Source organism: Microlunatus aurantiacus (assembly GCF_039536605.1).
Taxonomy (GTDB): domain Bacteria; phylum Actinomycetota; class Actinomycetes; order Propionibacteriales; family Propionibacteriaceae; genus Microlunatus; species Microlunatus aurantiacus.
In genome coordinates this window covers 328,599-352,944 of sequence record NZ_BAAAYX010000004.1, presented here as the reverse complement: position 1 = coordinate 352,944, position 24,346 = coordinate 328,599, and the positions used below count along the sequence as shown (strand labels likewise).

Below are 24,346 nucleotides of genomic sequence, written 5' to 3'. Positions count from 1 at the left end.
GTCCATCTCCACCTCGATCAAAGCCCTCGGTCGCGGTCGTGGCATCACGCAGATCGCGTGAACCGCCGCCCCGCAGCCGGGTCGGCAACCGCAGGACAGGGCAGCACGGCGAGGTGAACGTGGCTACGATGCGCTGGTGACGGAACACTCCCGCCGTCCAGCACCGCCGACGTCGCGCCTCGAGGAAGACCTCCTGGAGGCCAAGATCACCGTCCCGAACCCGCAGCCGGGCTCGGTGAGCCGGGCCCCGCTGATCAGGGCGGCCCGTGAGTCCGGCTGCCGCGTCATCGGCGTGACGGCACCGGCGGGTTACGGGAAGTCGACGCTGCTGATCGAGTGGGCCCGCTCGGAGCGACGCCCGGTCGGCTGGGTCTCGCTGGACCGGCTGGACGACGACCCGTCGGCGCTGCTGATGCTCCTCGCCTCGGCTTTCACGCGGGTCACGGGACGGACCGATCTGATCGACGACGTCCGTGGTGCCGGTCTGTCGGTGCTCGGGCGTGCGGCTCCTCGGCTCGCTGCAGCACTCCGGACGAGCCCGGTGCCCTTCGTCCTGCTGGTGGACGACCTCCACGAGCTCCGGCTGCCGGCCTGCCAGGACGTGCTGAGCGTCGTGGTGGCCGGGATGCCGGCGGGTTCCCAGCTGGTGCTCGCCAGCAGGTCCGAGCAGCCGTTGCTCCCTCGTCTGCGGGCTGCCGGCGACGCGCTCGAGCTCTCGTCCGTCGACCTGGCGCTGGACGCCGCCGGTGCGGAGAAGATCTTCGCGCGGGCCGAGGTCGACATCACCCCGGAGGCGGCAGCCGCGGTGACGGGACGGACGGAGGGGTGGCCGGCGGGCCTCTACCTGGCCGCGATCATCGCCCGGGGGAGTCCCGGGGACGTCTCGACGATCTCCGGCGACGACCGGTTCGTGACCGACTACCTCTACCGGGAGTCGCTCATCCAGCTGCCCGAGCCGCTGCAGGAGTTCCTGCGCCGGACGGCGATCCTCGACCAGCTGAGCGCCCCCCTGTGCGATGCGGTCATGGGTCGCCTGGGGTCCGAGGCACGGTTGCGTGAGCTGGAGGCGATGAGCCTGTTCCTCATCCCGCTCGATCGGCGGCGGGGCTGGTACCGCTACCACACGCTGTTCCGTGAGTTCCTGCTCGCCGAGCTGCGCCGGGCGGAACCCGACGTGGTCGGCGAGCTCCAGCTGCGGGCCGCCGACTGGTACGAGGCGAACGGATCGGCAGCCCTGGCGCTCGAGCACCTCCTCAGCACCGAGGAGCGTCAGCGGTGCGTGCAGCTGCTCACCGCCTTGATCCTGCCGACCTTCCAGGCCGGTCAGCAGGCGACGGTGCGCCGGTGGCTCAGCGCGCTCGGCCGGCCGACGACCGAGTCCCACCCGCCGCTGGCCGTCCTGGCCGGCTGGATGTCGATGTACGCCGGCGAGACCGTCGAAGCCCAGCGCTGGGCCGGTCTGGTGGACACCCTCGCCCACGATGAGCCGTCCGCCGACGGCACCGCCGGCTTCGCGTCCGCCCGGGCCATGCTGCGGGCGGCCATGTGCGCGAACGGTCCCGAGCAGATGGCGGCGGACGCGGCGTACGGCGTCCGGGCGGAACCGGCCTGGAGCAGCTGGCGGGCGACCGCTCTGTGCCTCAGCGCCGAGGCGGAGCTGCTGCTGGACGCGCCCTCCCGGGCGACCCAGCTCTTCGAGGAGAGCGCGGCGGTGGCGGCCGCCCTCGGCAACGTGAACGCCGTCGTCCTCTGCGAGGCGGAGCTGGCGGTGCTGGCCATGGACCAGAGCCGGTGGTTCGATGCGTCCCGGCACCTGCGCCGGGCGCTGGCGACGGTCGACGAGCGGCGGCTGGACGACTACCTGCTGTGCGTGCTCGCCTTCGCCGCCGCTGCCCGTCTGGCGGTGCACCGCCGCGACCCCGGGGAGGAGGAGCGGCAGCTCGCCCGAGCCATGCGGGCCCGCCCCATCTGCACCTTCACGGTGCCCTATCTCGCGGTCCGGATGCGACTGCAGCTCATCGCGGTGTTCATCGCCCGCGACGATCAGGGGACCGCCCGCCACCTGCTGCGGGAGATCGACGACATCGTGATGTTCCGTCCGGATCTGGGAGCGCTGCTCGACCAGGTCAGCCAGGTGCGGGCGAGGGTGGACGCGAGCGTGCCCGGCTCGGCTCAGGTGACCATCCCGCTGACGCCCGCGGAGCTGAGGCTGCTGCCGTACCTGCAGACGCATCTCACCTTCCGCGAGATCGGGGAGCGGTTGTTCGTGTCGCGCAACACCGTCAACTCCCAGGTCGGCTCGATCTACCGGAAGCTCGGCGTCTCGTCCCGCAGCGACGCCGTCCAGCAGGCCGGGGCCGTGGGTCTGCTCGGCTGGTGATCGCGGCTCCGGCGCGCGACTTCACCCGTTCTGCGTGACGACAGAGCGGAGCCCGGACGCCACGATCGAGCTGAGGGACCTCCACCTCGACGACTCCGAGGAGAGCGACGATCTGATGGCCACAGCGCAGGCCCCGGGTGCGGGTCTGGTGCTCGCCGTGCTCGCGGCGAGCCAGTTCCTGATGACGCTGGACAGCTCGGTGATGAACGTGTCGATGGCCGTGGTCGCCGCGGATCTCGGGACGACCATCAGCGGCATCCAGACCGCCATCACCCTGTACACGCTGGTGATGGCCACCATGATGATCACCGGCGGCAAGCTCGGGACGATCTTCGGTCGACGTCGCGTCTTCGCCCTCGGTCTCCTCGTCTACGCAGCCGGGTCGCTGATCACCGCGCTGGCCCCGAACCTGCCCGTGCTGCTGCTCGGGTGGTCGTTGCTGGAGGGGCTCGGCGCCTCGTTGATCATGCCGGCCATCGTCGCCCTGGTCGCAGCCAACTTCCCGGCCGAGCGGCGCGCCGGCGCGTACGGCCTGGTCGCCGCCGCCGGGGCGATGGCGGTCGCCGCCGGTCCGCTGATCGGCGGGGCGGTCACCACCTTCGCGTCCTGGCGCTACGTGTTCGTCGGCGAGGTCGTCCTGGTGCTGGTGATCTTGGTCTTCCTGCGGCGGATCGCCGACGTCCCGGCTTCCCCGGGTCGGCTCGACGTCGTCGGATCGCTGCTGTCCGTGCTGGGTCTGGGCTCGGTCGTCTACGGGGTGCTGCGCTCGAGTGAGTGGGGGTGGGTCGCAGCCAAGGCGGGAGCCCCGACGGTCCTCGGCGCCTCGCCCGTGATCTGGTTGCTGGTCGGCGGTGTGGTGGTGGTCTTCGCGTTCCTGTGGTGGGAGCAGCGTCTGGTCCGCACCGGCGGTGACCCGCTGCTGCGGCCCGCGCTGCTGCGCAACAGCGGGCTCACCGGCGGGCTGTCGATGTTCTTCGCCCAGTACCTCGTCCAGGCCGGGGTGTTCTTCACCGTGCCGCTCTTCCTCTCCGTCGTCCTGGAGCTCAACGCCCTGCAGACGGGTCTCCGCATCCTGCCGCTGTCCGCGGCGCTGCTGCTGGCGGCCGCCGGGATCCCGCGGGTGGCTCCACGCGGCAACCCCCGCCGGATCGTGCAGCTGGGCCTCGGCTGCGTCCTCGCGGGCGTGCTGGTGCTCGTGGCCGGGATGGATCCGGGGGCCAGCGCCGCGGTCGTCGCCCTCCCCATGCTGCTGATCGGGCTCGGGCTCGGCGCGCTGGCCTCCCAGCTCGGCGCGGTGACGGTGTCCGCGGTGGACGACTCGGAGAGCGCAGAGGTGGGCGGGCTGCAGAACACCGCCACCAACCTCGGTGCGTCGCTGGGCACCGCGCTGATTGGCTCGGTGCTGCTGGCCACCCTGACCAGCTCCGTGATCACCGGCATCCGCGACAACCCCGCCGTGCCCGACACCGTCAAGGAGCAGGCGTCCACCCAGCTCGTCGGGGGCGTTCCGTTCCTGTCGGACAAGCAGCTGGACGTGGCCCTGGACCGCGCCGGTGTGTCGGCCGACCAGGCCGCCACCATCAGGACCGTCAACGCCGAGGGCCGACTCACCGCCCTACGGGTCGCCTTCGGTCTCACGGCCCTCCTCGCCGCCGCCGGTTTCCTCCTCACCGGTCGCCTGCCCCGGCGGGCGCCCGGTTCGGGACCGGCCCCGCCGGCCACCGACCGGTCGACGGCCGACGTCGTACGGACGCGCCCGAGGCGATCGTGAAGCTCGTACCGGGGGCTCGCCGGCCGCCACCCCCCGCCTCCCGGCTCGTCGACCGCTGGACCTCGGTCGCCGGCGTGGACGTCTTCTACCGCGAGGCGCGGGTCGCGGGCGCTCCCGTGATGGTGCACCTGCACGGTTTCGGCCTGTCCGGCCACTACCTGGTGCCGACGGCCGAGCTGCTCAGCGAGCGCTTCCACACGCTGGTGCCCGACCTTCCCGGCTTCGGACGCAGCGCCGGAGACGCCGACGCCCTCGACGTCACGGCCCTGGCCGAGGCGGCGGCGGCGTTCCTGGACGACCGGGGTGTCGAGTCGGCGACGCTGGTCGGGAACTCGATGGGGTGCGCCGTCGTCTGCGAGCTCGCACACCGCCACCCCGACCGCGTGGACCGGGCAGTGCTCGTCTCACCGGCCGGTGGGGTGCACAACCAGCCGCTGCACCGGGCGGTGCGCCAGCTCGCTCGCGACGGTGCCCTCGAACCGGCGCGGCTGCTGAGCGTCGCCGTCCCCGACTACCTGCGCTTCGGGATCTCCAGCACCCGGAGGATGTTCCGGGCGCTGACGGAGTACCCGGCCCTGGAGCGACTGATCGAGCTGCAGATCCCGACCCTCGCGGTCGTCGGCAGCCGGGACCCGATGATGCCCGGACCGGCCCGCGTCCGGGAGGTCGCCGGCCGCAACGACAACCACGTGCTCCTGGTGGTCATCCACGGTGCCGCCCACGCGATCAACTTCAGCCACCCCGCCGAGCTGGCGAACGTCATCCGCCAGTTCACGGCCGACGAGCCGATCGTCGACGACCCCGACGCCCCCGGTCTGGCCCGGGCCTACGAGCTCCACCGTGGGATCCACCTGCCGTGAGCCGCCGAGGGCTCGGGCTCAGCCCAGCAGCGGGACCGCGACGTCGCGTCCGCCCTCGGCGGTGAGTCTGCTGCGCATCACGACCGTGCTCGGCGCGGGCGCGAAGCCGCCGGCGAACAGCGCCTCGCCCTGGCGGAACGACGGAGAGGCGGCGAGCAGGGCCGGCGGCGCGAAGCTCAGGGTCGCGGCGAGCTCGTCGAGGTCGCGCTCGGAGCTCATCCGCATCAGGGCCAGGTTGTCGCACTGGGAGATGATCCCGGCGTGCACCTTGGACGGCCGCTGGGTCGACAGGAGGAGCCAGAGCCCGTACTTCCTGCCTTCGGCCGCGATCTGGATGATCCGCTCCAGCACCATCCGCTGCAGCGGCGTCTCGGCCTCCGGGCTGCACAGGTTGTGGGCCTCGTCGATGACGATCAGCACCGGACGGCGCTCGCTGCGGCGGGCCCACAGCTCGTCCAGCACCGCCAGCGCGACCACGAGGGGCTGCTCCGCCGTGGCGAAACCGCCCAGGTCGAGCACGGTCGCCGCCGGTCTGGTGTCGATGATCTCGGTCGCCGCCCGCCCGCCTGCCGCCCACATGTCCCAGCTGAGCAGGCCGAGGTTCTCGATCCGCAGGGCGAAGCTGCGGACCTCGGGATCCCCGCTCTGCCTCAGCTCCGGCAGGATCTGCCCCGGTTCCTGCGCCGCGAGCATGTCTTCCAGGTGCAGCAACGTGTTGTACTCCACCCGGTCGATCAGCGGGTCGAGGCGCAGCAGCGCCGCCTTGGCGGTGACGCTCATGGCGGTGAACCGCACCAGCAGGTCGTCGCCCGGCTGTCCGGCGGCGCGCAGGATCCGGATGTCGCGACCCCTGAGCCGGTCGACCCGGTCGCCGGAGGCCCCCGGGTCCACCTGGTCGAGATGGACGAAGTCGGCGTTGGGGTCGAAGATGATCAACGGGAGCTCGGTGTGCATCAACAGCTCCTCGAGCAGCACGCCCAGCGCGTACGTCTTCCCGGATCCGCTCTGCCCGCACCAGAACGTGTGCCGATTGAACCGGTGGGGGAGCAGTCCGGCGCCGACGCCCGGCATCGACGCCAGCCGGCCGACCTCCAGGACCGCGCCGGAGCGGGCGAGGAGTGACTCGACGAGCGCCGGCTCTGCCGGAGCGACCGCGGCTGGTCCCGGACCGGGCGCGCGGGACGCCGGTGCACCGTAGATCCGGCCCGAGGCGATGAGACGTCCGCCGCCGTCGACCTCCGCGGCCTCGACCAGCCCCAGTCCGACCCCGTCGGCCTCGGTCAGGGAAACGAAGTCCCCGGGACGGTAGGCGTCGGTGGCGTCGACAGCGTCGATGCGAAACGTACGCCCGTCGGTGGAGGCCGTGGCCTCGGCGATCGAGCCCGGCGAGGTCATGCTCGATCGTAGGACGGATCCCGGGTGACGCCTAGGGGTGCGATCGTCAGTGGAAGTACTTGAGCGAGACCTTGAGCACGATCATCAGCACGCCGAGCCCACCGGCGAGCAGCACCATCCCGGTCTGCGCCAGGCGGCCCATCCGGGCTGCCCGCCCGGCCCGCCACCCGTAGATCATCAGCAGAACGACGATGACGACCAGCGCGACCAGCGCGGCGTCGGAGGGTGTCGCGCCCAGCAGCCGGGCCACGAGCAGAGCGACCAGGGGGACGTACGACGCGCTGACGATCGGCCACTTGTCCCTCAGAGCGGAGCGAACGCTGCCCGCGGAGGGGATCCGCCCCTCGCTCGCCCGGGCTCCCAGCTCGGCGTACTGCTCCGACAGCCAGTAGACCAGCAGGGTCACGAAGACGGCCACGGCGAGGGGGGCCGTACGCATCTGCGACCCGACCGTCGCCAGCACCGAGGCGGAGACGATCAGCCCGTAGATGCCGGCGGCTCGGCCCGTGGCGTTCTGCGCCGCCGTGGCGGTCGGTCGCTCGGGAGGTTGCTGCGCAGGGGTCACGGTCCTCCGATCGTCAGCAGATCCACCGGAGCCGACCGTCGTGGGTCCGGCCGAGATCCGGGCACCGCTCCCGGGTGCGCCCGGCGACGGCGGTCACCGCAAGGCACGTCGGCTGGTGTCGCAGGACCGAAGATAGCGCAACGGGCCCGGGCGGGGCGGGGTCCGGGGGCGACGGAGGCCGGGAGCGATCCGCGATAATGGGCCGCCGGACGAGGTCTGTCGCGCGACACCAGGGTGGCGCGGCGGCCGGGAGATCGAAGCGAGGGCGACGACCGTGGCGCTGGGCAAGCTGGCCGAGCTGGACTTCGACGCCGTCATCTTCGACATGGACGGCACCCTGATCGACTCGACCCCCGCCGTGGCCCGGGCCTGGTCGACCTGGGCGCAGGAGCACGGGCTGACCGCCGAGCAGCTGGCCGGGCACCACGGCATGCCGTCGGCCCGGGTCGTCCGCAAGCTGCTGCCCGACCACCAGCACGAGTCGGCCATCGACCGGATCAACGCCCTGGAGATCGACGACGTGCACGACATCGTGGTCCTGCCCGGAGCGGCCGACGCCCTGGCCGCGCTCCGCTCGGCCCGCAACGCCATCGCCACCTCCTGCACGATGCCTCTCGCCCGGGCTCGGATCGCGGCCGCGGACCTCGCTGCTCCGTCGGTGCTGGTGACCGCCGACCAGGTGGAGCACGGCAAGCCCGCCCCCGACCCGTTCCTGCTGGCGGCCGAGCGACTAGGGGTGGCTCCGGAGCGCTGCCTGGTGGTGGAGGACGCGCCGGCCGGTCTCACCGCCGCGAAGGCGGCCGGCTGCTACCGGCTCGCGGTGATCACCACCACACCGGAGGGTGAGCTGGAGGCCGACGGGATCGTCCGCAACCTCGGTGATGTCGAGTTCCTGGTCGGCGCCGACGGTGGCATCAGGGTTCGCGAGCTCGCCTGACGGTCATGCACGACCGTGGTGAGGATCGAGCACGACTCAGCACGACAGCTGACGCCGCCCTGCTGAGTGGTGCTCGTGGGCTTCGCTCGGGTGTCGCTCAGCCCTTCAACGCCCCGGACATGACCCCCTGGATGAACTGCCGCTGGAAGAACATGTAGAGCACCAGCACCGGCAGCGCCACCAGCACCGCGGCGGCGGCCATCAGGTTGAGCTGCTGGGTGTAGCGGGTGGAGAACGACCCGAGGGCCAGGGTCACCGGCATCTTGGCCTCGTCGTTGATCAGCACGAAGGCCAGGAAGTAGTCGTTCCAGGTCCACATGAACATGAGCAGCACCATGGTGATCAGGGCGGGGCGGATCACCGGGAGAACGATCGACCAGAGCATCCGCAGCCGACCTGCGCCGTCGAGCTCGGCGGACTCGACCAGCTCGCGTGGGACCGCCTGCAGCGTCGCGCGCATCCAGAACACCCCGAAGGACACGCCCAGTCCGGCGTGCGCGATCACGAGCCCGAACAGGCTGGACGTCAGACCGACCGTCCGCAGGTTGAAGTAGAGCGGGACCAGGATCCCCTCCAGCGGGATCATGATGCCGGCCAGGATGATCGGGAAGACGATCCGGCTGCCTGGCATGGCCAGGATGGTGAGGCCGTAGCCGGCCAGGATCGAGACCGACGAGGTGATCACCACGGCGCCGACGCAGATGATCAGGCTGTTGAGCAGGTGGGTGGTGAAGTCGGCCTGCACCCAGGCGTCGGCGAAGTTGGACAACCGGATGTCGCTCAGATCCACGCCGGCATTGGCCTTGGGGCTGGTGGCGGCCAGCAGCAGCCAGCCCACCGGCAGCACGACCGCCAGGGAGAACAGCGCCAGGATCGCGTACGAGAACACGGTCTCGAGCCGGGTGCCGGCCATCAGGCGTCCCGCTCCACGAGGCGGACGATGAGCAGGGCCACGAGCAGGCAGGTCAGCGCCATCACCACCCCGATGGCCGCCGCCGCGCCGACGTCGCCGACGGCGAAAGCCTTGGTGTAGAGCAGGAACGACGGGGTGATGGTCGAGGTCCCCGGCCCGCCGCGGGTGGTCAGCCAGACCAGGTCGAAGGTGCGCAGCGCGCCGGTCACCGTGAGCGTGGCGGCCACGGCGATCTGCGGGCGCAGGCCCGGCAGCGTGACGGCGAAGAACTCCCGCACCAGACCGGCCCCGTCCACCCGGGCGGCGTCGTAGAGGCTGGTGGAGATCGAGGACGAGCCGGACACGAACAGCACCATGCACAGGCCGAACGTGGTCCAGGTGCCGACCAGCCCGAGGGCGGGCAGCGCCAGGGTGAAGTCGCCCAGCCAGTCCCGGGCCAGAGCCTCCAGCCCGATCGCCTGCAGCGCGTGGTTGATCGGACCCTCCGGGCCGTAGAGCTGCTTCCAGAGCACGGCCACCACCACCGAGGTGAGCACCTGCGGGAGGAAGATCACCCAGCGGAAGATCGCGAACCCGGGGCGCCGGTAGCGGGCCAGCAGCGCGGCACTGAGCAGACCGAGGGTGATCGGCAGCACGGCGTAGAAGACGACGAGCACCCCGATGTGGCCGATGGCCTCGGCCAGCAGCGGGTCGTCGAAGAACGCCAGGTAGTTGTCCAGTCCCACGAACACCGCCGCGGACACCCCGTCCCAGCGGTAGAGCGAGTAGTTGATGCTCTGCACCGACGGCAGCAGCACGACGAAGGCGTACAGCAGCATGGCCGGCAGCACGTAGAGCCAGCCCACCCAGCGACGCCGCCCCCGGCGCGGTCCGCGGGGGGCCGGCGCACCCCTCTTCCCGGCGCGGCGGGCCTGGGTCAGCGGGCTGGCCGCCGACACCGTGGGTTCGGCCACGGTCCTACTTGCCCTGCGACTTCCGGAACGCGTCGTAGTCCTTCTGGCAGGCTTCGACGAGCTGGTCGGGCGTGATCTTGCCGGCCAGCAGCAGCTGGGTCTGGGCGCCGAGCGTGTCCAGCATGGTCGGCGAGGCCCAGTCGAAGTAGGGCACGAAGCCGTCGGTCTCCTGCACCGCGTTCAGCTCGGCCAGCTCGTCGGCCAGCAGCGCACCGGCGTCGGCGGGCTTGGTGAACGTGCCGTTGAACGGCATCACCCCCGTCTTCAGGGCGATGTCACCGGCTTCGGTGCTCGAGGCGAAGTCGAGGTAGGCGGCCGCCGCGTCTGGGCTCTTGCTCTTGGTCGCGATGGAGAAGTTCTGGTTCGAGGCGCCGGTGGCCTGCAGCGGCATGCCCTCGGTCGGCAGCAGGAACGTACCGAACTTGTTGGCGGTGGCGACGTTGTTGAAGGGCAGCGAGTCGCTGTAGTAGAAGTAGTAGACGCCCGTGCCCTCCACGAACGCCTGGCCCGAGTCCGAGCCGGGCGTGCCGGCGAAGTTCTTCGGCAGGTAGCTGTCGGCCGCCCACTGCTGGTAGAGCGCGCCGGCTTCCTTCATCCCGATGTCGGTGGCCGCGCCCCCGGTGCCGTAGACGAAGTCGGCGATCTTCTGCTTCTCTGCGAACACGTTCATCAGGGCGAACAGCGTGGTGGTGCTGAGCCACTGGTCCTGGGTGCCGATCATCATCGGCACCTCCCCGGCGGCCTTGGCCTTGCTCAGGCTAGTCGTGAACTCGTCGAACGTCGTGGGGGTCGCGAGCCCCAGCTTGTCCAGCTTGGACCGGTTGAAGTAGACGGTGATGAAGCCGCCCTGGGCGATCGGTGCCCCGAACCAGGAGCCGGTGCCGATCTGGCTGCCGTCGGCCGCGACCTGGTGCATCGTGGCGATCGTCGCCGGGATCCGCTTGTCCCAGCCGTACCCCTTGGCGTACGCGTCCAGGTTCAGGATCAAGCCGGCCTTGGCGAAGGTGCCGATGCCCTGCCAGCCGTTGTTGGCCGGGACGACGTCGGGCGCGGAGGTGTCGGACAGCTTCAGCTTCAGCGTCTTGTTGATGTCGTCGAAGGTGGCGCTCGTGCGCTTCACCTTCAGCTTCGGGTACTTGGCGGTGAAGGCCGCGTTGACCGCGGTCACCCACTGCGACTGCATCGACGCCTTGTCGGTCCAGGTGTCGAGCGTGGTGATGGTGGTCTCGGGCAGCGAGGCGGGATCGGTGTTGACGTCGGTCGGGGCGCTCGACGACGCCGGGGCGGAGCCGCCCGGGGCGCAGCCGGCCAGCGGGATGCTGACGGCCGCGGCCGCGAGGCCGAGGAAGGTCCGGCGGTTGGTGATCATGGTGTCTCCTCGTCAGGCCGCTGCGGGCGGGGGCGGAACGGTGATCGTACGGGTGGGCTGCGGGGCGTCAGGGTGCTGCAGGGGCGTCAGGTGCTATTGGGCGTCCTCGTGGACGCGGTCGTGGATCAGGTGCTGCGGTCCGTGCTCGTCGACGGCCATCGGCGCCGGTGGGGTGAAGGTGCTGGTGATCTTCTGCGTGGTCCCGGTGGCCGCCGCCTCCATCGCCGCCAGCATGACCTCCAGCACGTGGTAGGCGTGCTCGGGGCGGGTGTAGGGCTGTCGACCGGTTCGCACGCAGTCGATCATGTGCCTCAGTCCGTCGGTCCACGGCCAGTAGCGGGACCTGCTGTGGAACGTCTGCCACGACCCGAGGGAGTTCTCCCACAGCTGGAGCCCGTCGGGTGCCCAGTCGTCCCCGAGCATCTGGACCGTGCCGTCGAGACCGTAGACCTCGACGGCCGGGCCCAGGTACTGCTGCATCCCGAAGGCGGTGGTCACGGTGGCCAGGACGCTGCCCCGCTCGTCCCCGAGCTCGAGCAGCAGCTGGAACGTGTCGTCGGTCTGCACCTCGATCTCCTCGCCGTCGACCACCCGGCGGGATCGGGTCAGCGTGGTCATCGCCGTCACCGAGCGGCAGGGGCCGAGCAGACCGGTCAGGGTGGTGACGTTGTAGACCCCGAGATCGAAGAGCGGGCCGCCGCCCGGACCGTAGAACCACTGACCCCAGTCAGGACCGTTCCAGCCGTAGCGGGCGCGCGCCAGCAGCGGTCGACCGATCCGACCGTCGAGCATCATCCGGACCATCCGCTGGTAGTCCGGGCTGAGCAGTACGTGCGGGGCGCACAGCAGGTTCGCCGGCCCGGTGCGGTCCAGCTCGACCAGCCGGGCCGCCTGCTCCAGCGACAGCGACATCGGCTTCTCCACCAGCACGTGGTGGCCGGCGGCCAGTGCCTGCTCGGCGAGGTCGCCGTGCTCGGGCATCGAGGTCAGCACCACCACGAGGTCGATGGTGGGGTCGTCGATGACGTCCTGCGGGTCGAGGGTGCTACCCGAGGTCGGGAACGTCGCCTGCACCTCGGCGACCCGGTCCGCGCGGAGGTCGCAGACGATGGGGGCCGACGCGTGCCCGCGGGCCATCTCGTTGACCAGGAGCGGCATGTAGGCGTGCTGCATCACGCTGCCGCAACCGATGATGCCGACCGAGACCGTCTCCGCCATGACGCTCCTCGAGCTCCGGGAAAGTGGGTGAATCTGCTCGCTCAACGTACCGCTGGCAGACCAGTTATGCCAGATTTGACCACATGACCTCCTCAGTGGTTCGCCGCGCCACTCCGCGGCCCCATTTCCACGAGCCGCACCTGATTCGGCGGGCCGATGCGGCCCACCACGTCTGGGGCGACGCCGAGGGTGGCTACGTGACCGACCGGGTGATCTCGTCGTCGGACCAGCTGCACGTGCTGGAGTTCGAGCTGCCGCCCGGCGGGAGGTTCGGCCACACGGCGAGCAACCCGACGCTGTTCGCCGCCGACGTGGCGTATCTCTGCGTGGCCGGCACCTTGTGCCTCGCGGACCCGGAGTCCGGGGAGGTGGCGCTGGTGCCGGAGGGCAGCGGGGTCTACTTCGGCCGGGACACCTGGCACCACGGTTTCGCCGTCGGTCCGCACACCGCCCGGGTGGTGGAGTTCATGTCCCCGCCCCCGGTGCTCGGCACGGCGTCCACGTACGGGCGGACCCGCCCGCTGCTGGCCGAGACCTGCTACGCCGACGAGCGCTGGCGGGGGCGGTGGCCGCAGGCGCTGACCGAGCAGCGCAGCGGACGTCGGCTGGTGCCGCTGGGAACCGACGACGGTCTGCTGGCCTTCCGGGACGCCTCCCCCGCTCACCTGGTCTGGACGCTGCTGGACACCCCGCTGCTGACCGTCGTCCGCGGGGAGGTCCAGCCGGGCACGGTCGACGCCTTCGCGGTGCAGCAGAAGGAGACGGTGCTCCGCGTGGTGGCGGGGGAGCTGTGGGTGGACGTCCGGGATCCCGCCGCGACCGATGCCGCGTACACCGTCGGGTGCCTGCAGCCCGGCGACGCCTGCTTCGTGCCCGCCGGGCACGAGCTCCGGACCCTGGTGCGGGCGGACCGGCCCGCGTCCTACCTGCAGGGCTCGGCCCGGGTGCCCGACGGATGGCAGCCGTGAGCCGGGACGGCGGGGTGCCCGCGTGCCGGGTCTGACCGTCGCCATCGACGTCGGCGGCACCAAGCTGGTCGGCGCGCTGCTGGACGGCGACGGGATCCGGCACCGGGTCGAGCGGGCGACTCCCGGCTCGCCGGGAGCGGCCGACCCCGGCTCCGCGGCCCTGCGGGATCTCGCGAACGAGCTGGCCGGGTCGGCCGGGACGGGAGAGCCGGTGGCCGCGGTGGGGGTGGGCTGCTGTGAGTACGTGAGCGACGACCGACTCACCAGCCGGGAGGTGCTGGCCTGGACCGAGCAGCCCGCCGCTTGGCTGCCGGCGGTCTTCTCGGGGGCGCGCGTCGTGGTCGAGTCCGACGTCCGCTGCGGGCTGCTGGCCGAGTGCCGGCTCGGGGCGGCCCGCGAGCTGGGTTCGGCGGTGTTCGTCTCCTGGGGCACCGGACTGTCGTCGGCGCTGCTGCTGGACGGTGCGATCTGGTCGGGGTCGCGGGGCCGGGCGATCGCGCTGGGGGAGCTGCCCGGACCGCTGGGGCTCAACCTGGAGCAGTTCGCCTCCGGCGCCGGGATGGCCGCCCGCTGGGGCGCTGCCTCCGGCCGGCCCGGTCGTGGCACCCGGGCCCTGGTGGCCGCCGCCGACCACGGGGAGAGCACCGCCCTGGCCATCGCCGCCACCGCCGGTCAGGCGCTGGCCGATGCGCTCGCCGCCTTGGTGCACCTGCTCGACCCGGAGCGGCTCGTGCTGGGTGGGGGGATGGGCTGCGCGGACACCGCCGCCCGGCGGGCGCTGCTGCGTCACTGGGAGCGGCTGGGGAACCCGGCGGAGCTGGTGGTGGCCGAGCTCGGTCCTGACGGCCCGCTGCTGGGTGCCGGTCTGGCCGCCGGGTGGCGCGGCTGACGGGAGCGGAGCGGGCCAGCGGACGCCGGGACCGGCGGGCGGTCGGCGGTGGGCGGGCGTCGGCGGTGGGCGTGGTCCCGTGGACGTGGTCCCGGAGTCCGGGCCCACCGGTTCAGACGGCGCTGCGGAACAGGTCGGCGGTGAACCGGTAGGCGTCGCCGCGGTAGCGGTTGACCGTGATGATGATCGGGATCCGGTCGACGGTGAAGGTGACGTCCCGGGCCACCAGCACAGCCGCGCCGGCCGGGAGGTCGAGGAGCTCGGACTCCCACTCGCCCGCGTTCATGGCCTGCACCGTGTAGGTGGAGCGGTGCACCCGGATGTCGTGCTGCTCGAGCGCGCCGTAGAGCGACCGGTCGGTCAGGTCCTCCTCGGCCAGCCACTCCACCCGCCGCAACGGCAGCACGGCGCTCTCCACGGTGATCGGCACCCCGTCCATGCCCCGCAACCGGACGATCTCGACCAGCGGGGCCGCCGCGGCGATCTGCAGGTCGGCGGCCTCGTCGAAGGTCGCCGGTCGGGTCTGCCGGGAGAGCACCCGCGACGTCGCCCGGAGACCCCGCTGGGCGGCCAGCTCGGTGAAGGAGACGAGCTGGCTGGGCGGCTCGCCCAGCACCAGCTGGGGGACGAACCAGCCGCGCTGGGCCGACGGCACCAGCCGACCGTCCTCGGCCAGCTGGAGCAGGGCCAGGCGTAGCGTCGAGCGGCTGACCTTGAGCTCGTCGGCCAGGGCGCGCTCGCCCGGCAGCCGCGAGCCCGGGGGGTAGACGCCCCGGTCGAGCAGGGCCACCAGCTGCTGGTGCGCCTGCTCGCGCGCCGGACCTCCCACCATGCCCAGACCATACCAGTTGCCCACACTGGCCCAGTCCTCTCGCGGCAGCTTCTCCAGGTACCGGCGACGCTTGACACTCTGGTCTGACTGGTATCGTCGCCGACGTGCCCGCCATTCCCCGCGTGCTGCCCGGTCCCGACGAGATCGGCGCGGAGGTCGCCGCCCTGATCGTCCACCGTTACCGCCGCCGCGCCCCGGGCCGTCAGTTCCTCCTCGGCTGCCCCGGTGGCCGGAGCCTGGCCAGCACGTACGCGCACCTGGCCCGGCTGTCGGCGGCGGCGGAGCTCGACCTCAGCGACCTGGTCGTGGTGATGATGGACGAGTACGTGGAGCCGACGGACGCCGGGTTCCGGGCCGTCGACCCCATGCTGGCGCACTCCTGTCGACGCTTCGGCCGGAAGGAGATCGTCGAGCCCCTGAACGAGGGTCGCCCTGCGGACCGGCGGATCGGTCCCGACCGGCTCTGGCTGCCCGACCCGGCCGACCCGTCGGCGTACGAGGACCGGATCGCGGCCGCGGGTGGGGTGGACCTGTTCCTGCTCGCCTCCGGGGCCGGGGACGGCCACGTGGCGTTCAACCCGCCCGGCACCGACGCCGCCGCCCGCACCCGGGTGGTCGCGCTGCCGGACTCGACCCGGCGCGACAACCTGGCCACCTTCCCCACCTTCGACGGCCGGCTCGACGCCGTCCCGCGGCACGGGGTGACCGTCGGGGTGGCCACCATCCGCGAGCGCTCCGCCGAGGTGGTCATGGTGCTGCACGGCGTGGACAAGAGGCGCGCGGCCGAGCGTGTGACCGGTGCCACCGCGTACGACCCGGAGTGGCCGGCGACGGTGGTGGTCGAGTGCCGGAAGCCGCACCTGTACCTCGATCGTGCCGCGGCGGCTTGCCCCGCGTCCGCGGTCTCCTCCTGACCAACCCAGAAAGGCAACCCATGGCCTCGATCAAGATCGCGTACGTCGGCGGCGGCTCCTCCCGGGCCGCCGGCACGATGGCTTCCCTGCTGGCGCACGGCAAGGAGTTCGACGGCTCGCACGTGGTGCTCATCGACCAGCGTCAGGACCGGCTGGACCTGGTCGAGCGGATCGCCACCAAGCTGGCCCGCGCGCAGGGTCTGGACATCACGGTGGAGACGACGACCGACCAGCGCGCTGGGCTGACCGACGTCGACGCCGTGCTGTCGAGCTTCCGGCCGGGCGGCTTCGAGCTGCGCCAAGCCGACGAGCTGATCCCGATGCGGCACGGCGTGATCGGCCAGGAGACCCAGGGGCCCGGCGGCATGATGATGTCGTTCCGGTCCATCCAGGTGATCCAGACCATCCTGGACGACCTGGCGGCGGTGGCCCCGCAGGCCGTGATCTTCAACTACACCAACCCGGTCAACATCGTGTCCCAGGCCGTCACCGCTCACAGCGACCGGCTGATCTACTCGATGTGCGAAGGGCCGATGACGTTCTGGCAGCCGGTCCTCACGACCGCCGGCCTCGATCCCGAGCGGGCCGAGGTGATGATGGCCGGGGTCAACCACAACTGCTGGTCGACGGTGCACACCTACGACGGCGAGGACCTGATCCCGCACCTGGCCGCGGGGTACGAGAAGATCGCCGACGACCCGACCGTGCCGGTCTGGGACAAGCGGATGCTGCACCTGGCGGTCGCCATGGGCTCGGTCCCGGCCGACTACTTCCGCTACTACTACTTCGGCGAGGAGTACTTCCGGGAGGCGCAGGCGCACCGGCTCACCCGGGCGGGGGTGCTGCTGGACGCGCTGCCGGGCTACTGGGACCACTACGCCGAGCAGGCCGACGCCGAGGTGCCCGAGCTGGACCCGAACCGGTCGCGCGGCGGCATCCACGAGCTCGAGCTGGCCATCGACGTGATGTCGGCGTACTACAACGACGCTCCTGCGCGGCTGCCGGTGAACCTGCCGAACACCGGCGGCGCCCTGCCCGGCTTCGACTCCGACACCGTCGTCGAGGTGTGGTGCGACGTGGACGCCTCCGGGGCCCGACCGGTGCCGCAGCAGCCCTTGCCGCACGCGGTCCGGGGGATCACCCAGACCCTCGCCGAGTTCCAGCGGCTGGCGGCCGAGGCGGCGTGGGGCGGCACCCGCGCCGACGCCGTACGGGCGCTGACCGCGCACCCGTTCGTGCGCAACCTGCACGTGGCCGAGGAGCTCTACGACGACCTGGCGTACGCCAACCGGGACCATCTGCCGGAGCGTCTGCTGCGATGAGCGACACCCCGGCGCTGGTGCTCGGGGTCGACGCCGGCAACTCCAAGACCGTGGCCGTGGTCGCCGACACCGACGGCCGGGTGCTCGGCTTCGGCCGCTCCGGCAACGGCGACATCTACGGGGCGGTGAGCGAGCAGGCCGCGGTGTCCGCCGTGGTCGCGGCGGCCGAGGCGGCGATGACGGCCGCGTACGGCGCCGCCGACCACACCCGTCTGGGCCACGCCGCCTTCTGCCTGGCCGGGCTGGACTGGGTCTCCGACCACGAGTTCTGGGAGGCGCAGCTCGACCGGCACTGGCCGGGGCTGTCCCGGACCCTGCACAACGACGGCTTCGCGCTGCTGCGGGCGGGGGAGCCCACCGGTCTCGGGGTGGCACTGTCGGTGGGCACCGGCGGCGCCGTGGTCGCGCGCGGCCCGGAGCGCGAGTGGACCGCCTCGTTCTGGCTGACCGACCCGCTGGGCGGTGGCGAGCTGGGCAAGGCCGCCTTCGCCGCCGTCATCCGGGCCGATCTCGGGATCGAACCGGCCACCTGCCTGACCTCGATGCTGCTGGCCCACCTCGGGTACGACGACGTGGCCGCGATGCTGGAGGACGGCACCCGCCGCGGAGGCCGACCGCCGACGTACGCGGCGTTGGCCCGCGACGTGCTGGACGCCGCCCGCCGGGGCGACGCCGTCGCCCAGCGGATCGTCGCCGGTCAGGGTCGCTCCCTGGCCCGCTACGCCCGGGCGGCGTGTGCGCGGGTCGGACTGACGGGCGGCGCCACCTCCGTGGTGCTGGGTGGCTCGGTGCTCAGCAGCGAGAACCCGGCCCTGCGGGACGCCACCGTCGCCGCCCTGGCCGACGAGCTGCCCGACGCGCACGCCGTGCTGAGTCCGCGCTCCCCGGTGGTCGGCGCCGTCGCGGAGGCCATCGCCGAGATCCGCGGGTCCGTGCCCCCGGAGGTGGCGACCCGGTTGGCCGACCACCGCTTCCCGCCGGAGTTCCTGCTCACCTGAACCTACGGCCGGCGCCTGCACCCCCGGCGCGTCCGTGCACCCGCCGGCCGTGCCTGCACCGTCAGCTGGCGGTGCAGCTGCCGCGCAAGGGTGCGGCTGCGAGGAGGGGGTGCAGCGGTGCCGCCGCGAGAGCCGGACGTCACCGTCACCGTGCCAGGGCGAAGGACCGGTTCAGGGTGGCGGCGAACACGGCCGGCCGACGCAGGTCCGACCAGACCCAGCGGGCGACCTGCCAGCCGTACAAGCGGATGGCGTCCTCCCGCCGCTTCTCGGCGATGAGGACCTCGCTGGTGTTCGCCCCGAACTGACCGGTGTACTTCACCAGGCCGTCGAACTCGCCGACCGTCCGCAGCTCCGGCCAGGCGAAGTCACAGCGGGCCACCAGCAGACCGAAGTCGTCGACGATCTCGTGCTGGAGCTGGGGTGGCGGGAGCCCCCGCTCGTGCATGACGACCCGGCTGTACGACTCCCCGGGACTCTCGCTCCGGGGATCGAAGAAGGCCACGGCCCGGCGGGCGGTCGGCACGCCGGGGCGGCGTGTCGCGCGGTCCAGCACCTCCGCCAGCTCGGACCGCAGATCGCGCTCTGGTGCGGTCCGCGCGGTCATCCGGAGCGCGGCGTCGCCGACCGGCACGGACTGGCGCATCGGCAGCTGGCAGGCCAGGTCGACCACCGTGCGGGCGAGCGTGGTGGTCGGCAGCCCGTCCACCACCTCGACGTCTCCGGCGGTGAGCGGCATCCCTCGCACCACGACGTGTCGCCGAGATCGACCGCCGCCGGCGCGATCACGGATCACCTGCACCCGGTCGAGCTGATCGGAGCAGATCGGCAGGCCGTGCAGCACCCCCGCCGACATGTGCGACACGACGTTTCCGTCGCCACTCTGCCCCAGCGTGGCGTGGATCAGCCGACGATGCTGCTCGCGCAGGTCGACCGGTGTCGACGGGGCCGGCCCGGGAAGGTAGGCGCCACGGCGCAACCGTACGAGGTCGCCGTGGCGCACCATCGCCGCGATCTCGGTGCCGTGATAGCCCTGCCGACCCAGATCGTCGGTGAGCAGAATCCGATCCATGACCGGCAACCCACCACAAGCCCGACGGTGACGTCCATCGTCCGGTCTGAGATCTGTGGACAGCTGTGGAGAACTGTGGGCACCGGTCGACGGGCGTGGTCGGGCAGACCGCTCCCGCCGGGGTCCCAGCACCCTTCCAGCACCCTCTATCCGGCCGTGCACCCGCTACTGAGGGTGCAGCTGCCGCGAGAGGGTGCAGCTGCGAGATGAGGTGCAGCTGCGGCGAGAAGGGTGCAGCTGCGAGGGACCCGACCCGGCCGGATCAGCCGCCGCTCTTGCGTCGGAAGACGCGCTTGGTCTCGATCGGACCGTGCGCGTGCACGGGACCGGTGCCGGCGTCGAGGTGGTCCTCGCCCTTGCGGCCCTTCTTGGCCTCCAGCGCCTCCCGGAACTTCCGCTTGGTCGCGTCCTCCGGAGTCTCGGCCTGGTCGGGCGTGTTGTCAGCGGTCATGGCGTCATTCTGCCCGGCAGGCCCGCGGCTGCGCGAGGGGGTTGTGCCGGCGGTCAGCCGTTCGACTGCGTGGGCCAGCGGGTCGTCGAGGGCTCACCCTGCGGCGGGCCCCACTCCGGCCGGGGCGCCGACGCCTCCGGCGGGCCCGGATCGGCCGGTCGGTCGGTGGCGGACGCGGCGCTCACCGGGGTGGCGGCGGACGCGGCCGCGGCCTCGGAGCCCTGCCCCGGCAGCGGAACCAGCTTCACCGCGGTGCCGTACGCGACGACCTCGCTCATGTTCTGGGTGATCTCGCTGCAGTCGAACCGCAGACCCAGGACGGCGTCGGCGCCGGCCGACTCCGCCATCTCCACGGCTCGGGCGATGGCGTCCTGGCGGGACCGGGTCAGCATGCTGACGTAGCCGGCCTCCAACCCGCCCGCGCGCAGCTCCGGTGGGAGGTCGCGGCCGCGGGCCACCACACCGACCACGTCGCCGACGATCTCGGCGATCTCCCGGCCGGGCAGCGCATCCAGCGTCACCACCGGGATGGAGCGCGGCGCCACGGTCGGCCGGGGTGGGGTCTGCGCGACCCACTGCCCCTGGCCCTGGGGGGGCGGCTGCCGGTACTCGCGCTCACCGTACGGGTTCGGCGGTGGCTGCTGCCCGTACGGCTGGCTGGGCTGCTGCTCGTACGGGTTGGGCTGACCCGGCTGCGGCGGCTGACCGTACTGCGGTCGCTGACCGTACTGGACCGGCTGCCCGTACGGGCCCTGCTGGGGCTGGCCCTGACCCGGCTGCGGCTGACCCTGCTGGTAGGGGTTCGGCTGGCCGTAGGGCTGCTGGTACGGGTTGGGCGGCTGCTGCCCGTAGTTGCTCATGGGAGCAAGATACTCAGCCCAGCGCGCTACCGGACCCCCGGCCGATCAGCCGAGCTGGGTCATCTCCACGGTGACGAACATGTCCGAGGCGCCGCCGGAGTAGGTGCCCCGGAGCGGGGCCACGTCGCCGTAGTCACGGCCGTGGCCGACGCGGACGTAGTGCTCCGACAGGCGCTGCCGCTGGGTCGGGTCGTAGCCCACCCAGCTGCCGCACCACCACTCCACCCACGAGTGCGACTCGCCCTCGACTGTCGCGTTCGGGGTGGTCCCCTCGGACGGGAAGAGGTAGCCGGACACGTACCGGGCGGGCAACCCGATCGAGCGGAGCGCACCCAGGGCCACGTGGCTGTAGTCCTGGCAGACCCCGCTGCCCCCCGCCCAGACCTCGCGCGCGGTGCTGGTCACCTCGGTCGAGCCGCGCCGGTAGCGCAGCCGGTCGGCCACCAGCCGGCAGACGTCCAACCCGGCCAGCCGCGGGGCCTGGTTCGAGACGCCCTGCGCCAGCTCGAGCAGCTCGTCGGGGGCGGTGGTCCGCTCGTTGACGGTGAGGAACTCCGACATCGAGTCCGTCACCCCCCGGTCCTGCAGCGCGGCCCAACCCAGGTCGCTGGCCGGCACCCGCCGGTCGGTGTCCCAGGCCAGCCCGTCGCCGCGGGTCTCGACCACGGCCTGCGACCGCACGGTCAGTCGCGAGTGCCGCTCGTGCACCTCGAAGGTGGTCACGGCGGTGCCCCAGTAGTCGGTGTAGTTGATGCTCCAGGCGGCCGGCTCGATGCTCAGCCGGCTGCTCCACACGGTCTGGGTGGAGGTGGCCGAGGGGGTCATCCGCGCCTCGTTGTAGGAGGCGCGCACCGGGGAGGCGTACCGGAAGCCGGTCTTGTGGACGATGTTGAGGCGCATCAGCGGGTCCCCTCCGTGATCCAGGCGGTCGGGTCGGCGGCGGCGAAGAAGGTCCTCGCCACGACCTCGCTGACCACCGCGCACACCCCCTGGACCCCGGTCATCTCGTCGTCCAGGGCGCCGAGGATCTCCTGCATCGGGGTGTACTCCAGCCGCGCGCGGAGCTGACCCAGCAGCCGGGTCGCCTCCCGGGAGTGCTCGATCCCGCTCGGGTTGAGCAGGGTGACCTTCTCCAGGCACTCCTGCGCGGCCTTCAGCCCGTGCATCACCGACCGCGGGAAGCGGGCGTCGACCAGCAGGAACTCGGCGGCTTCGGCGTCGGTGTGCAGACCCTTGTACGTCCGCAGGAAGGCGTCGTGACCGCCCACCCCGCGCAGCACCGAGGGCCAGTTGGCGCTGCCGGTGGTCGGCGAGGCCGAGGCGACCATCCGCGAGGTCATGTCCACCTGCTCCAGGCACCGCCCGAGCAGGAAGAACTGCCAGCCGTCGTCGCGGACCATGGTGCTGCGGGCCAGACCGCTGACCAGGGCGCTGCGGTCCCGGGCCCAGTCCAGGAAGGAGTACGCCCGGACGGTGCTGAACCGGCCGGTGGGCAGCTTCTGCCAGGTGGTGTTGATGCACTCCCACACCTCGAGCGGGATCACCTCGCGCGCCCGGCGGGCGTTGTCCCGGGCCGCGGCCCAGGCGTAGAAGATCGACGTCGGCTCCCGGGCGTCCCAGCAGAGCAGCCGGAGCAGGTCGGCCGCCGTCGGGTCGGGGTGGTCCTCGGAGTCCACGCTCATCAGCGCCAGCAGGTTCCGACAGGAGTCGGCCTCGCCGCGGGAGGTGTCCTCGGCGATCAGCCGGAGCTGGGTCTGCACCATCCGCGCCGTGTTGTCGCCGCGCTCGACGTAGCGGCCGATCCAGAACATCGACTCCGCGATCCGGCTCAGCATCGCCGACCTCCCTGCGCCCGCGCACCGTGCTGCTGCTGCTGCTCGGACTGCTGCTGGACGGACTCCGGTCGACCGCCGATGGTGCCCGGGGCGCCGCCGACCAGCAGGGGGACGGCCGACGGACCGACCCGCGGTCCGTTCGACCGCGCGACGGCCGCCACGGCCGGGGTGGTCACCGGCGCCGGGACCGTGGGGGCGGCCCCCGGGGGTGCGGCCGGTGGGGGCGGCGGGCTCGGCGTGCCCGGTGTGGTGTCCACCTCGGTCTCGGACTCCTCGTCCTCCTCGTCGGAGTCGAGCACCTCCTCGGGGGCGTGCAGCCGGAGCGGCTGACTGAGCACCCAGGTGTCCTTGCTGCCGCCGCCCTGGCTGCTGTTGACCACGATCTCGCCCTTGGGCAGGGCCACCCGGGTCAGCCCGCCGGGCAGCACCCAGACGTCGTCGCCGCTGTTGACAGCGAACGGGCGCAGGTCGACGTGCCGCGGCTCCAGCCCGGAGCCGATCAGAGTGGGCACGGTGGACAGCTGCACCAGCGGCTGGGCGATCCAGCCGCGCGGGTCGGCCAGGACCCGTTTGCGCAGGGCGTCCAGCTCGTCGGCGGTCGCCACCGGTCCGATCACGATGCCCTTGCCGCCGGAGCCGTCGACCGGCTTGACCACCAGCTCGTGCAACCGGTCCATCACCTCCTCGCGGGCCGCGTCCTCCTCCAGCCGCCAGGTGTCGACGTTGCGGATGATCGGCTCCTCGCGGAGGTAGTAGCGGATCAGGTCCGGCACGTAGGTGTAGATCAGCTTGTCGTCGGCCACCCCGTTGCCGATCGCGTTGGCCAGGGCCACCCCGCCGCTGCGGACGGCGTTGACCAGGCCGGGGACGCCCAGCATCGAGTCCTGGCGGAAGTGCACGGGGTCGATGAAGTCGTCGTCGATCCGACGGTAGATGACGTCGACCCGGCGCAGCCCGGAGGTGGTGCGCATGAACACCCGGCCCCGGCGGCACTCCAGGTCGCGGCCCTCGACCAGCTCGACGCCCATGGTCCGGGCCAGCAGGCTGTGCTCGAAGTACGCGGAGTTGTAGACACCGGGGGTGAGCACGACCACTGTCGGGTCGTCCATGCCGCCCGGGGCCGCCTTGCGCAGGGCGGCCAGCAGCCGCTGCGGGTAGCCGTTGACCGGCCGGATCCGCTGGGTGCCGAACGCCTCCGGCATCGCGGTCACCATGGCACTGCGGTTGGTCATCACGTACGAGACCCCGCTCGGCACCCGGACGTTGTCCTCCAGCACCCGGACATCGCCCTCGGGCGTACGGATCAGGTCGATGCCGCCGACGTGCACCCGGACGCCGTTCGGCGGCTCGATGCCCCAGACGGCGCGGTGGTAGTGGCTGGAGGAGGTGATCAGCTGACGCGGGATGACCCCGTCGGTGATCACCCGGCCGTCGGCGTAGACGTCGGCCAGGAACGCCTCCAGGGCGCGGATCCGCTGGGCGACGCCGGAGGCGATGGTGTCCCAGTCGTCGGCCGGGATGACCCGGGGGACGAGGTCCAGGGGGAACGGTCGCTCGACCCCGCCCACGTCGAAGGTGACTCCGGCCTGGGAGTAGTTGTTCGCGAGCGACTCGGCGATCGACCGCAGCTCGTCGGGGGCCGCGCGCCGGAGAGTCTCGTACACCGCGGCGTACGACGGGCGGACGGAACCGTCGGAGTCGATCATCTCGTCGAACGCGGCACCCGTTTCGTAACTCGCGAGGACGTCCTCCATGGGTGGAGCGTACTGAACGCCTCGTTACCGCGCCGTTAACGCCCCGGGCGCCGCTCGCGGCCGGCTCGGGCGCACCTCCACTACCCTTGG

22 protein-coding genes are annotated in these 24,346 nt (G+C 72.2%); 9 read left to right on the top strand and 13 right to left on the bottom strand.

Features of this window, described 5'->3' with window-relative positions; all coding sequences use genetic code 11:
- Positions 1-136 precede the first annotated feature (136 nt).
- The 3 genes from ABD714_RS09415 to ABD714_RS09405 are packed head-to-tail and all read left to right on the top strand — an operon-like array spanning position 137 to position 5,011.
- Positions 137-2,380 carry a helix-turn-helix transcriptional regulator gene (locus tag ABD714_RS09415; protein WP_344812058.1) on the top strand — a complete coding sequence of 748 codons (2,244 nt, stop codon included), beginning with the start codon at positions 137-139 and terminating at the stop codon, positions 2,378-2,380.
- Positions 2,381-2,414: 34 nt separating this feature from the next.
- Positions 2,415-4,151 (top strand): MFS transporter, encoded by a 1,737-nt coding sequence (locus ABD714_RS09410; RefSeq protein ID WP_344812057.1) that lies wholly within the window; start codon positions 2,415-2,417, stop codon positions 4,149-4,151.
- On the top strand, positions 4,148-5,011 hold the full coding sequence (locus ABD714_RS09405) for an alpha/beta fold hydrolase (RefSeq protein ID WP_344812056.1): 864 nt from the start codon (positions 4,148-4,150) through the stop codon (positions 5,009-5,011). The genes ABD714_RS09410 and ABD714_RS09405 overlap by 4 nt, the downstream gene beginning before the upstream one ends.
- Positions 5,012-5,029: 18 nt before the next feature.
- Here ABD714_RS09405 and ABD714_RS09400 read toward each other — a convergent pair whose 3' ends face one another.
- Both ABD714_RS09400 and ABD714_RS09395 read right to left on the bottom strand, forming a co-directional pair.
- Positions 5,030-6,406 (bottom strand): ATP-binding protein, encoded by a 1,377-nt coding sequence (locus ABD714_RS09400; RefSeq protein WP_344812055.1) that lies wholly within the window; start codon positions 6,404-6,406, stop codon positions 5,030-5,032.
- A gap of 46 nt (positions 6,407-6,452) precedes the next feature.
- A complete protein-coding gene (locus ABD714_RS09395; RefSeq protein ID WP_344812054.1) occupies positions 6,453-6,971 on the bottom strand; it encodes a hypothetical protein in 519 nt (172 codons plus the stop codon).
- A gap of 274 nt (positions 6,972-7,245) precedes the next feature.
- On the opposite strand from ABD714_RS09395, the gene ABD714_RS09390 reads away from it, so the two are divergent.
- On the top strand, positions 7,246-7,908 hold the full coding sequence (locus ABD714_RS09390) for an HAD-IA family hydrolase (RefSeq protein ID WP_344812053.1): 663 nt from the start codon (positions 7,246-7,248) through the stop codon (positions 7,906-7,908).
- Between the two features lie 97 nt (positions 7,909-8,005).
- On the opposite strand, the gene ABD714_RS09385 is transcribed toward ABD714_RS09390, so the two are convergent.
- The 4 genes from ABD714_RS09385 to ABD714_RS09370 all read right to left on the bottom strand — a co-directional run bounded on the left by ABD714_RS09385 (position 8,006) and on the right by ABD714_RS09370 (position 12,361).
- Positions 8,006-8,821, bottom strand: a complete 816-nt coding sequence (locus ABD714_RS09385; protein WP_344812052.1) for a carbohydrate ABC transporter permease — start codon at positions 8,819-8,821, stop codon at positions 8,006-8,008.
- A complete protein-coding gene (locus tag ABD714_RS09380) occupies positions 8,821-9,774 on the bottom strand; it encodes a carbohydrate ABC transporter permease (RefSeq protein ID WP_344812051.1) in 954 nt (317 codons plus the stop codon). The genes ABD714_RS09385 and ABD714_RS09380 overlap by 1 nt, the downstream gene beginning before the upstream one ends.
- 4 nt (positions 9,775-9,778) lie before the next feature.
- Complete coding sequence (locus ABD714_RS09375; protein ID WP_344812050.1) at positions 9,779-11,143, bottom strand: ABC transporter substrate-binding protein; 1,365 nt, start codon at positions 11,141-11,143, stop codon at positions 9,779-9,781.
- Between the two features lie 93 nt (positions 11,144-11,236).
- Positions 11,237-12,361, bottom strand: a complete 1,125-nt coding sequence (locus ABD714_RS09370) for a Gfo/Idh/MocA family protein (RefSeq protein ID WP_344812049.1) — start codon at positions 12,359-12,361, stop codon at positions 11,237-11,239.
- Between the two features lie 83 nt (positions 12,362-12,444).
- Here ABD714_RS09370 and ABD714_RS09365 point away from each other — a divergent pair, with 83 nt between their 5' ends.
- Positions 12,445-13,329 carry a cupin domain-containing protein gene (locus ABD714_RS09365; protein WP_344812048.1) on the top strand — a complete coding sequence of 295 codons (885 nt, stop codon included), beginning with the start codon at positions 12,445-12,447 and terminating at the stop codon, positions 13,327-13,329.
- Positions 13,330-13,351: 22 nt separating this feature from the next.
- Positions 13,352-14,218, top strand: a complete 867-nt coding sequence (locus ABD714_RS09360; RefSeq protein WP_344812047.1) for an ROK family protein — start codon at positions 13,352-13,354, stop codon at positions 14,216-14,218.
- A gap of 112 nt (positions 14,219-14,330) precedes the next feature.
- Here the strand turns inward: ABD714_RS09360 and ABD714_RS09355 are convergent, their stop codons facing one another.
- Complete coding sequence (locus ABD714_RS09355; RefSeq protein ID WP_344812046.1) at positions 14,331-15,050, bottom strand: GntR family transcriptional regulator; 720 nt, start codon at positions 15,048-15,050, stop codon at positions 14,331-14,333.
- 104 nt (positions 15,051-15,154) lie between these two features.
- On the opposite strand from ABD714_RS09355, the gene ABD714_RS09350 reads away from it, so the two are divergent.
- Genes ABD714_RS09350 through ABD714_RS09340 form a run of 3 tightly spaced genes read left to right on the top strand, consistent with a single transcriptional unit; the run spans position 15,155 to position 18,284 of the window.
- On the top strand, positions 15,155-15,964 hold the full coding sequence (locus ABD714_RS09350; RefSeq protein WP_344812045.1) for a 6-phosphogluconolactonase: 810 nt from the start codon (positions 15,155-15,157) through the stop codon (positions 15,962-15,964).
- A gap of 20 nt (positions 15,965-15,984) precedes the next feature.
- Positions 15,985-17,286, top strand: coding sequence for a family 4 glycosyl hydrolase (locus ABD714_RS09345; protein ID WP_344812044.1), 1,302 nt, complete (start codon positions 15,985-15,987; stop codon positions 17,284-17,286).
- A complete protein-coding gene (locus ABD714_RS09340; protein WP_344812043.1) occupies positions 17,283-18,284 on the top strand; it encodes an N-acetylglucosamine kinase in 1,002 nt (333 codons plus the stop codon). Before ABD714_RS09345 ends, ABD714_RS09340 begins: the two co-directional genes overlap by 4 nt.
- Before the next feature lie 145 nt (positions 18,285-18,429).
- Here the strand turns inward: ABD714_RS09340 and ABD714_RS09335 are convergent, their stop codons facing one another.
- The 6 genes from ABD714_RS09335 to ABD714_RS09310 form a co-directional block, all read right to left on the bottom strand.
- Positions 18,430-19,356 (bottom strand): type IV toxin-antitoxin system AbiEi family antitoxin domain-containing protein, encoded by a 927-nt coding sequence (locus ABD714_RS09335; protein WP_344812042.1) that lies wholly within the window; start codon positions 19,354-19,356, stop codon positions 18,430-18,432.
- 262 nt (positions 19,357-19,618) lie between these two features.
- Positions 19,619-19,807, bottom strand: a complete 189-nt coding sequence (locus ABD714_RS09330; protein WP_344812041.1) for a DUF5302 domain-containing protein — start codon at positions 19,805-19,807, stop codon at positions 19,619-19,621.
- 53 nt (positions 19,808-19,860) lie between these two features.
- Complete coding sequence (locus tag ABD714_RS09325) at positions 19,861-20,667, bottom strand: YbjQ family protein (protein WP_344812040.1); 807 nt, start codon at positions 20,665-20,667, stop codon at positions 19,861-19,863.
- 45 nt (positions 20,668-20,712) lie between these two features.
- Complete coding sequence (locus ABD714_RS09320) at positions 20,713-21,567, bottom strand: transglutaminase family protein (protein ID WP_344812039.1); 855 nt, start codon at positions 21,565-21,567, stop codon at positions 20,713-20,715.
- Positions 21,567-22,502 (bottom strand): alpha-E domain-containing protein, encoded by a 936-nt coding sequence (locus tag ABD714_RS09315; protein ID WP_344812038.1) that lies wholly within the window; start codon positions 22,500-22,502, stop codon positions 21,567-21,569. The genes ABD714_RS09320 and ABD714_RS09315 overlap by 1 nt, the downstream gene beginning before the upstream one ends.
- On the bottom strand, positions 22,496-24,256 hold the full coding sequence (locus ABD714_RS09310) for a circularly permuted type 2 ATP-grasp protein (protein ID WP_425562366.1): 1,761 nt from the start codon (positions 24,254-24,256) through the stop codon (positions 22,496-22,498). The genes ABD714_RS09315 and ABD714_RS09310 overlap by 7 nt, the downstream gene beginning before the upstream one ends.
- Between the last annotated feature and the right edge of the window lie 90 nt (positions 24,257-24,346).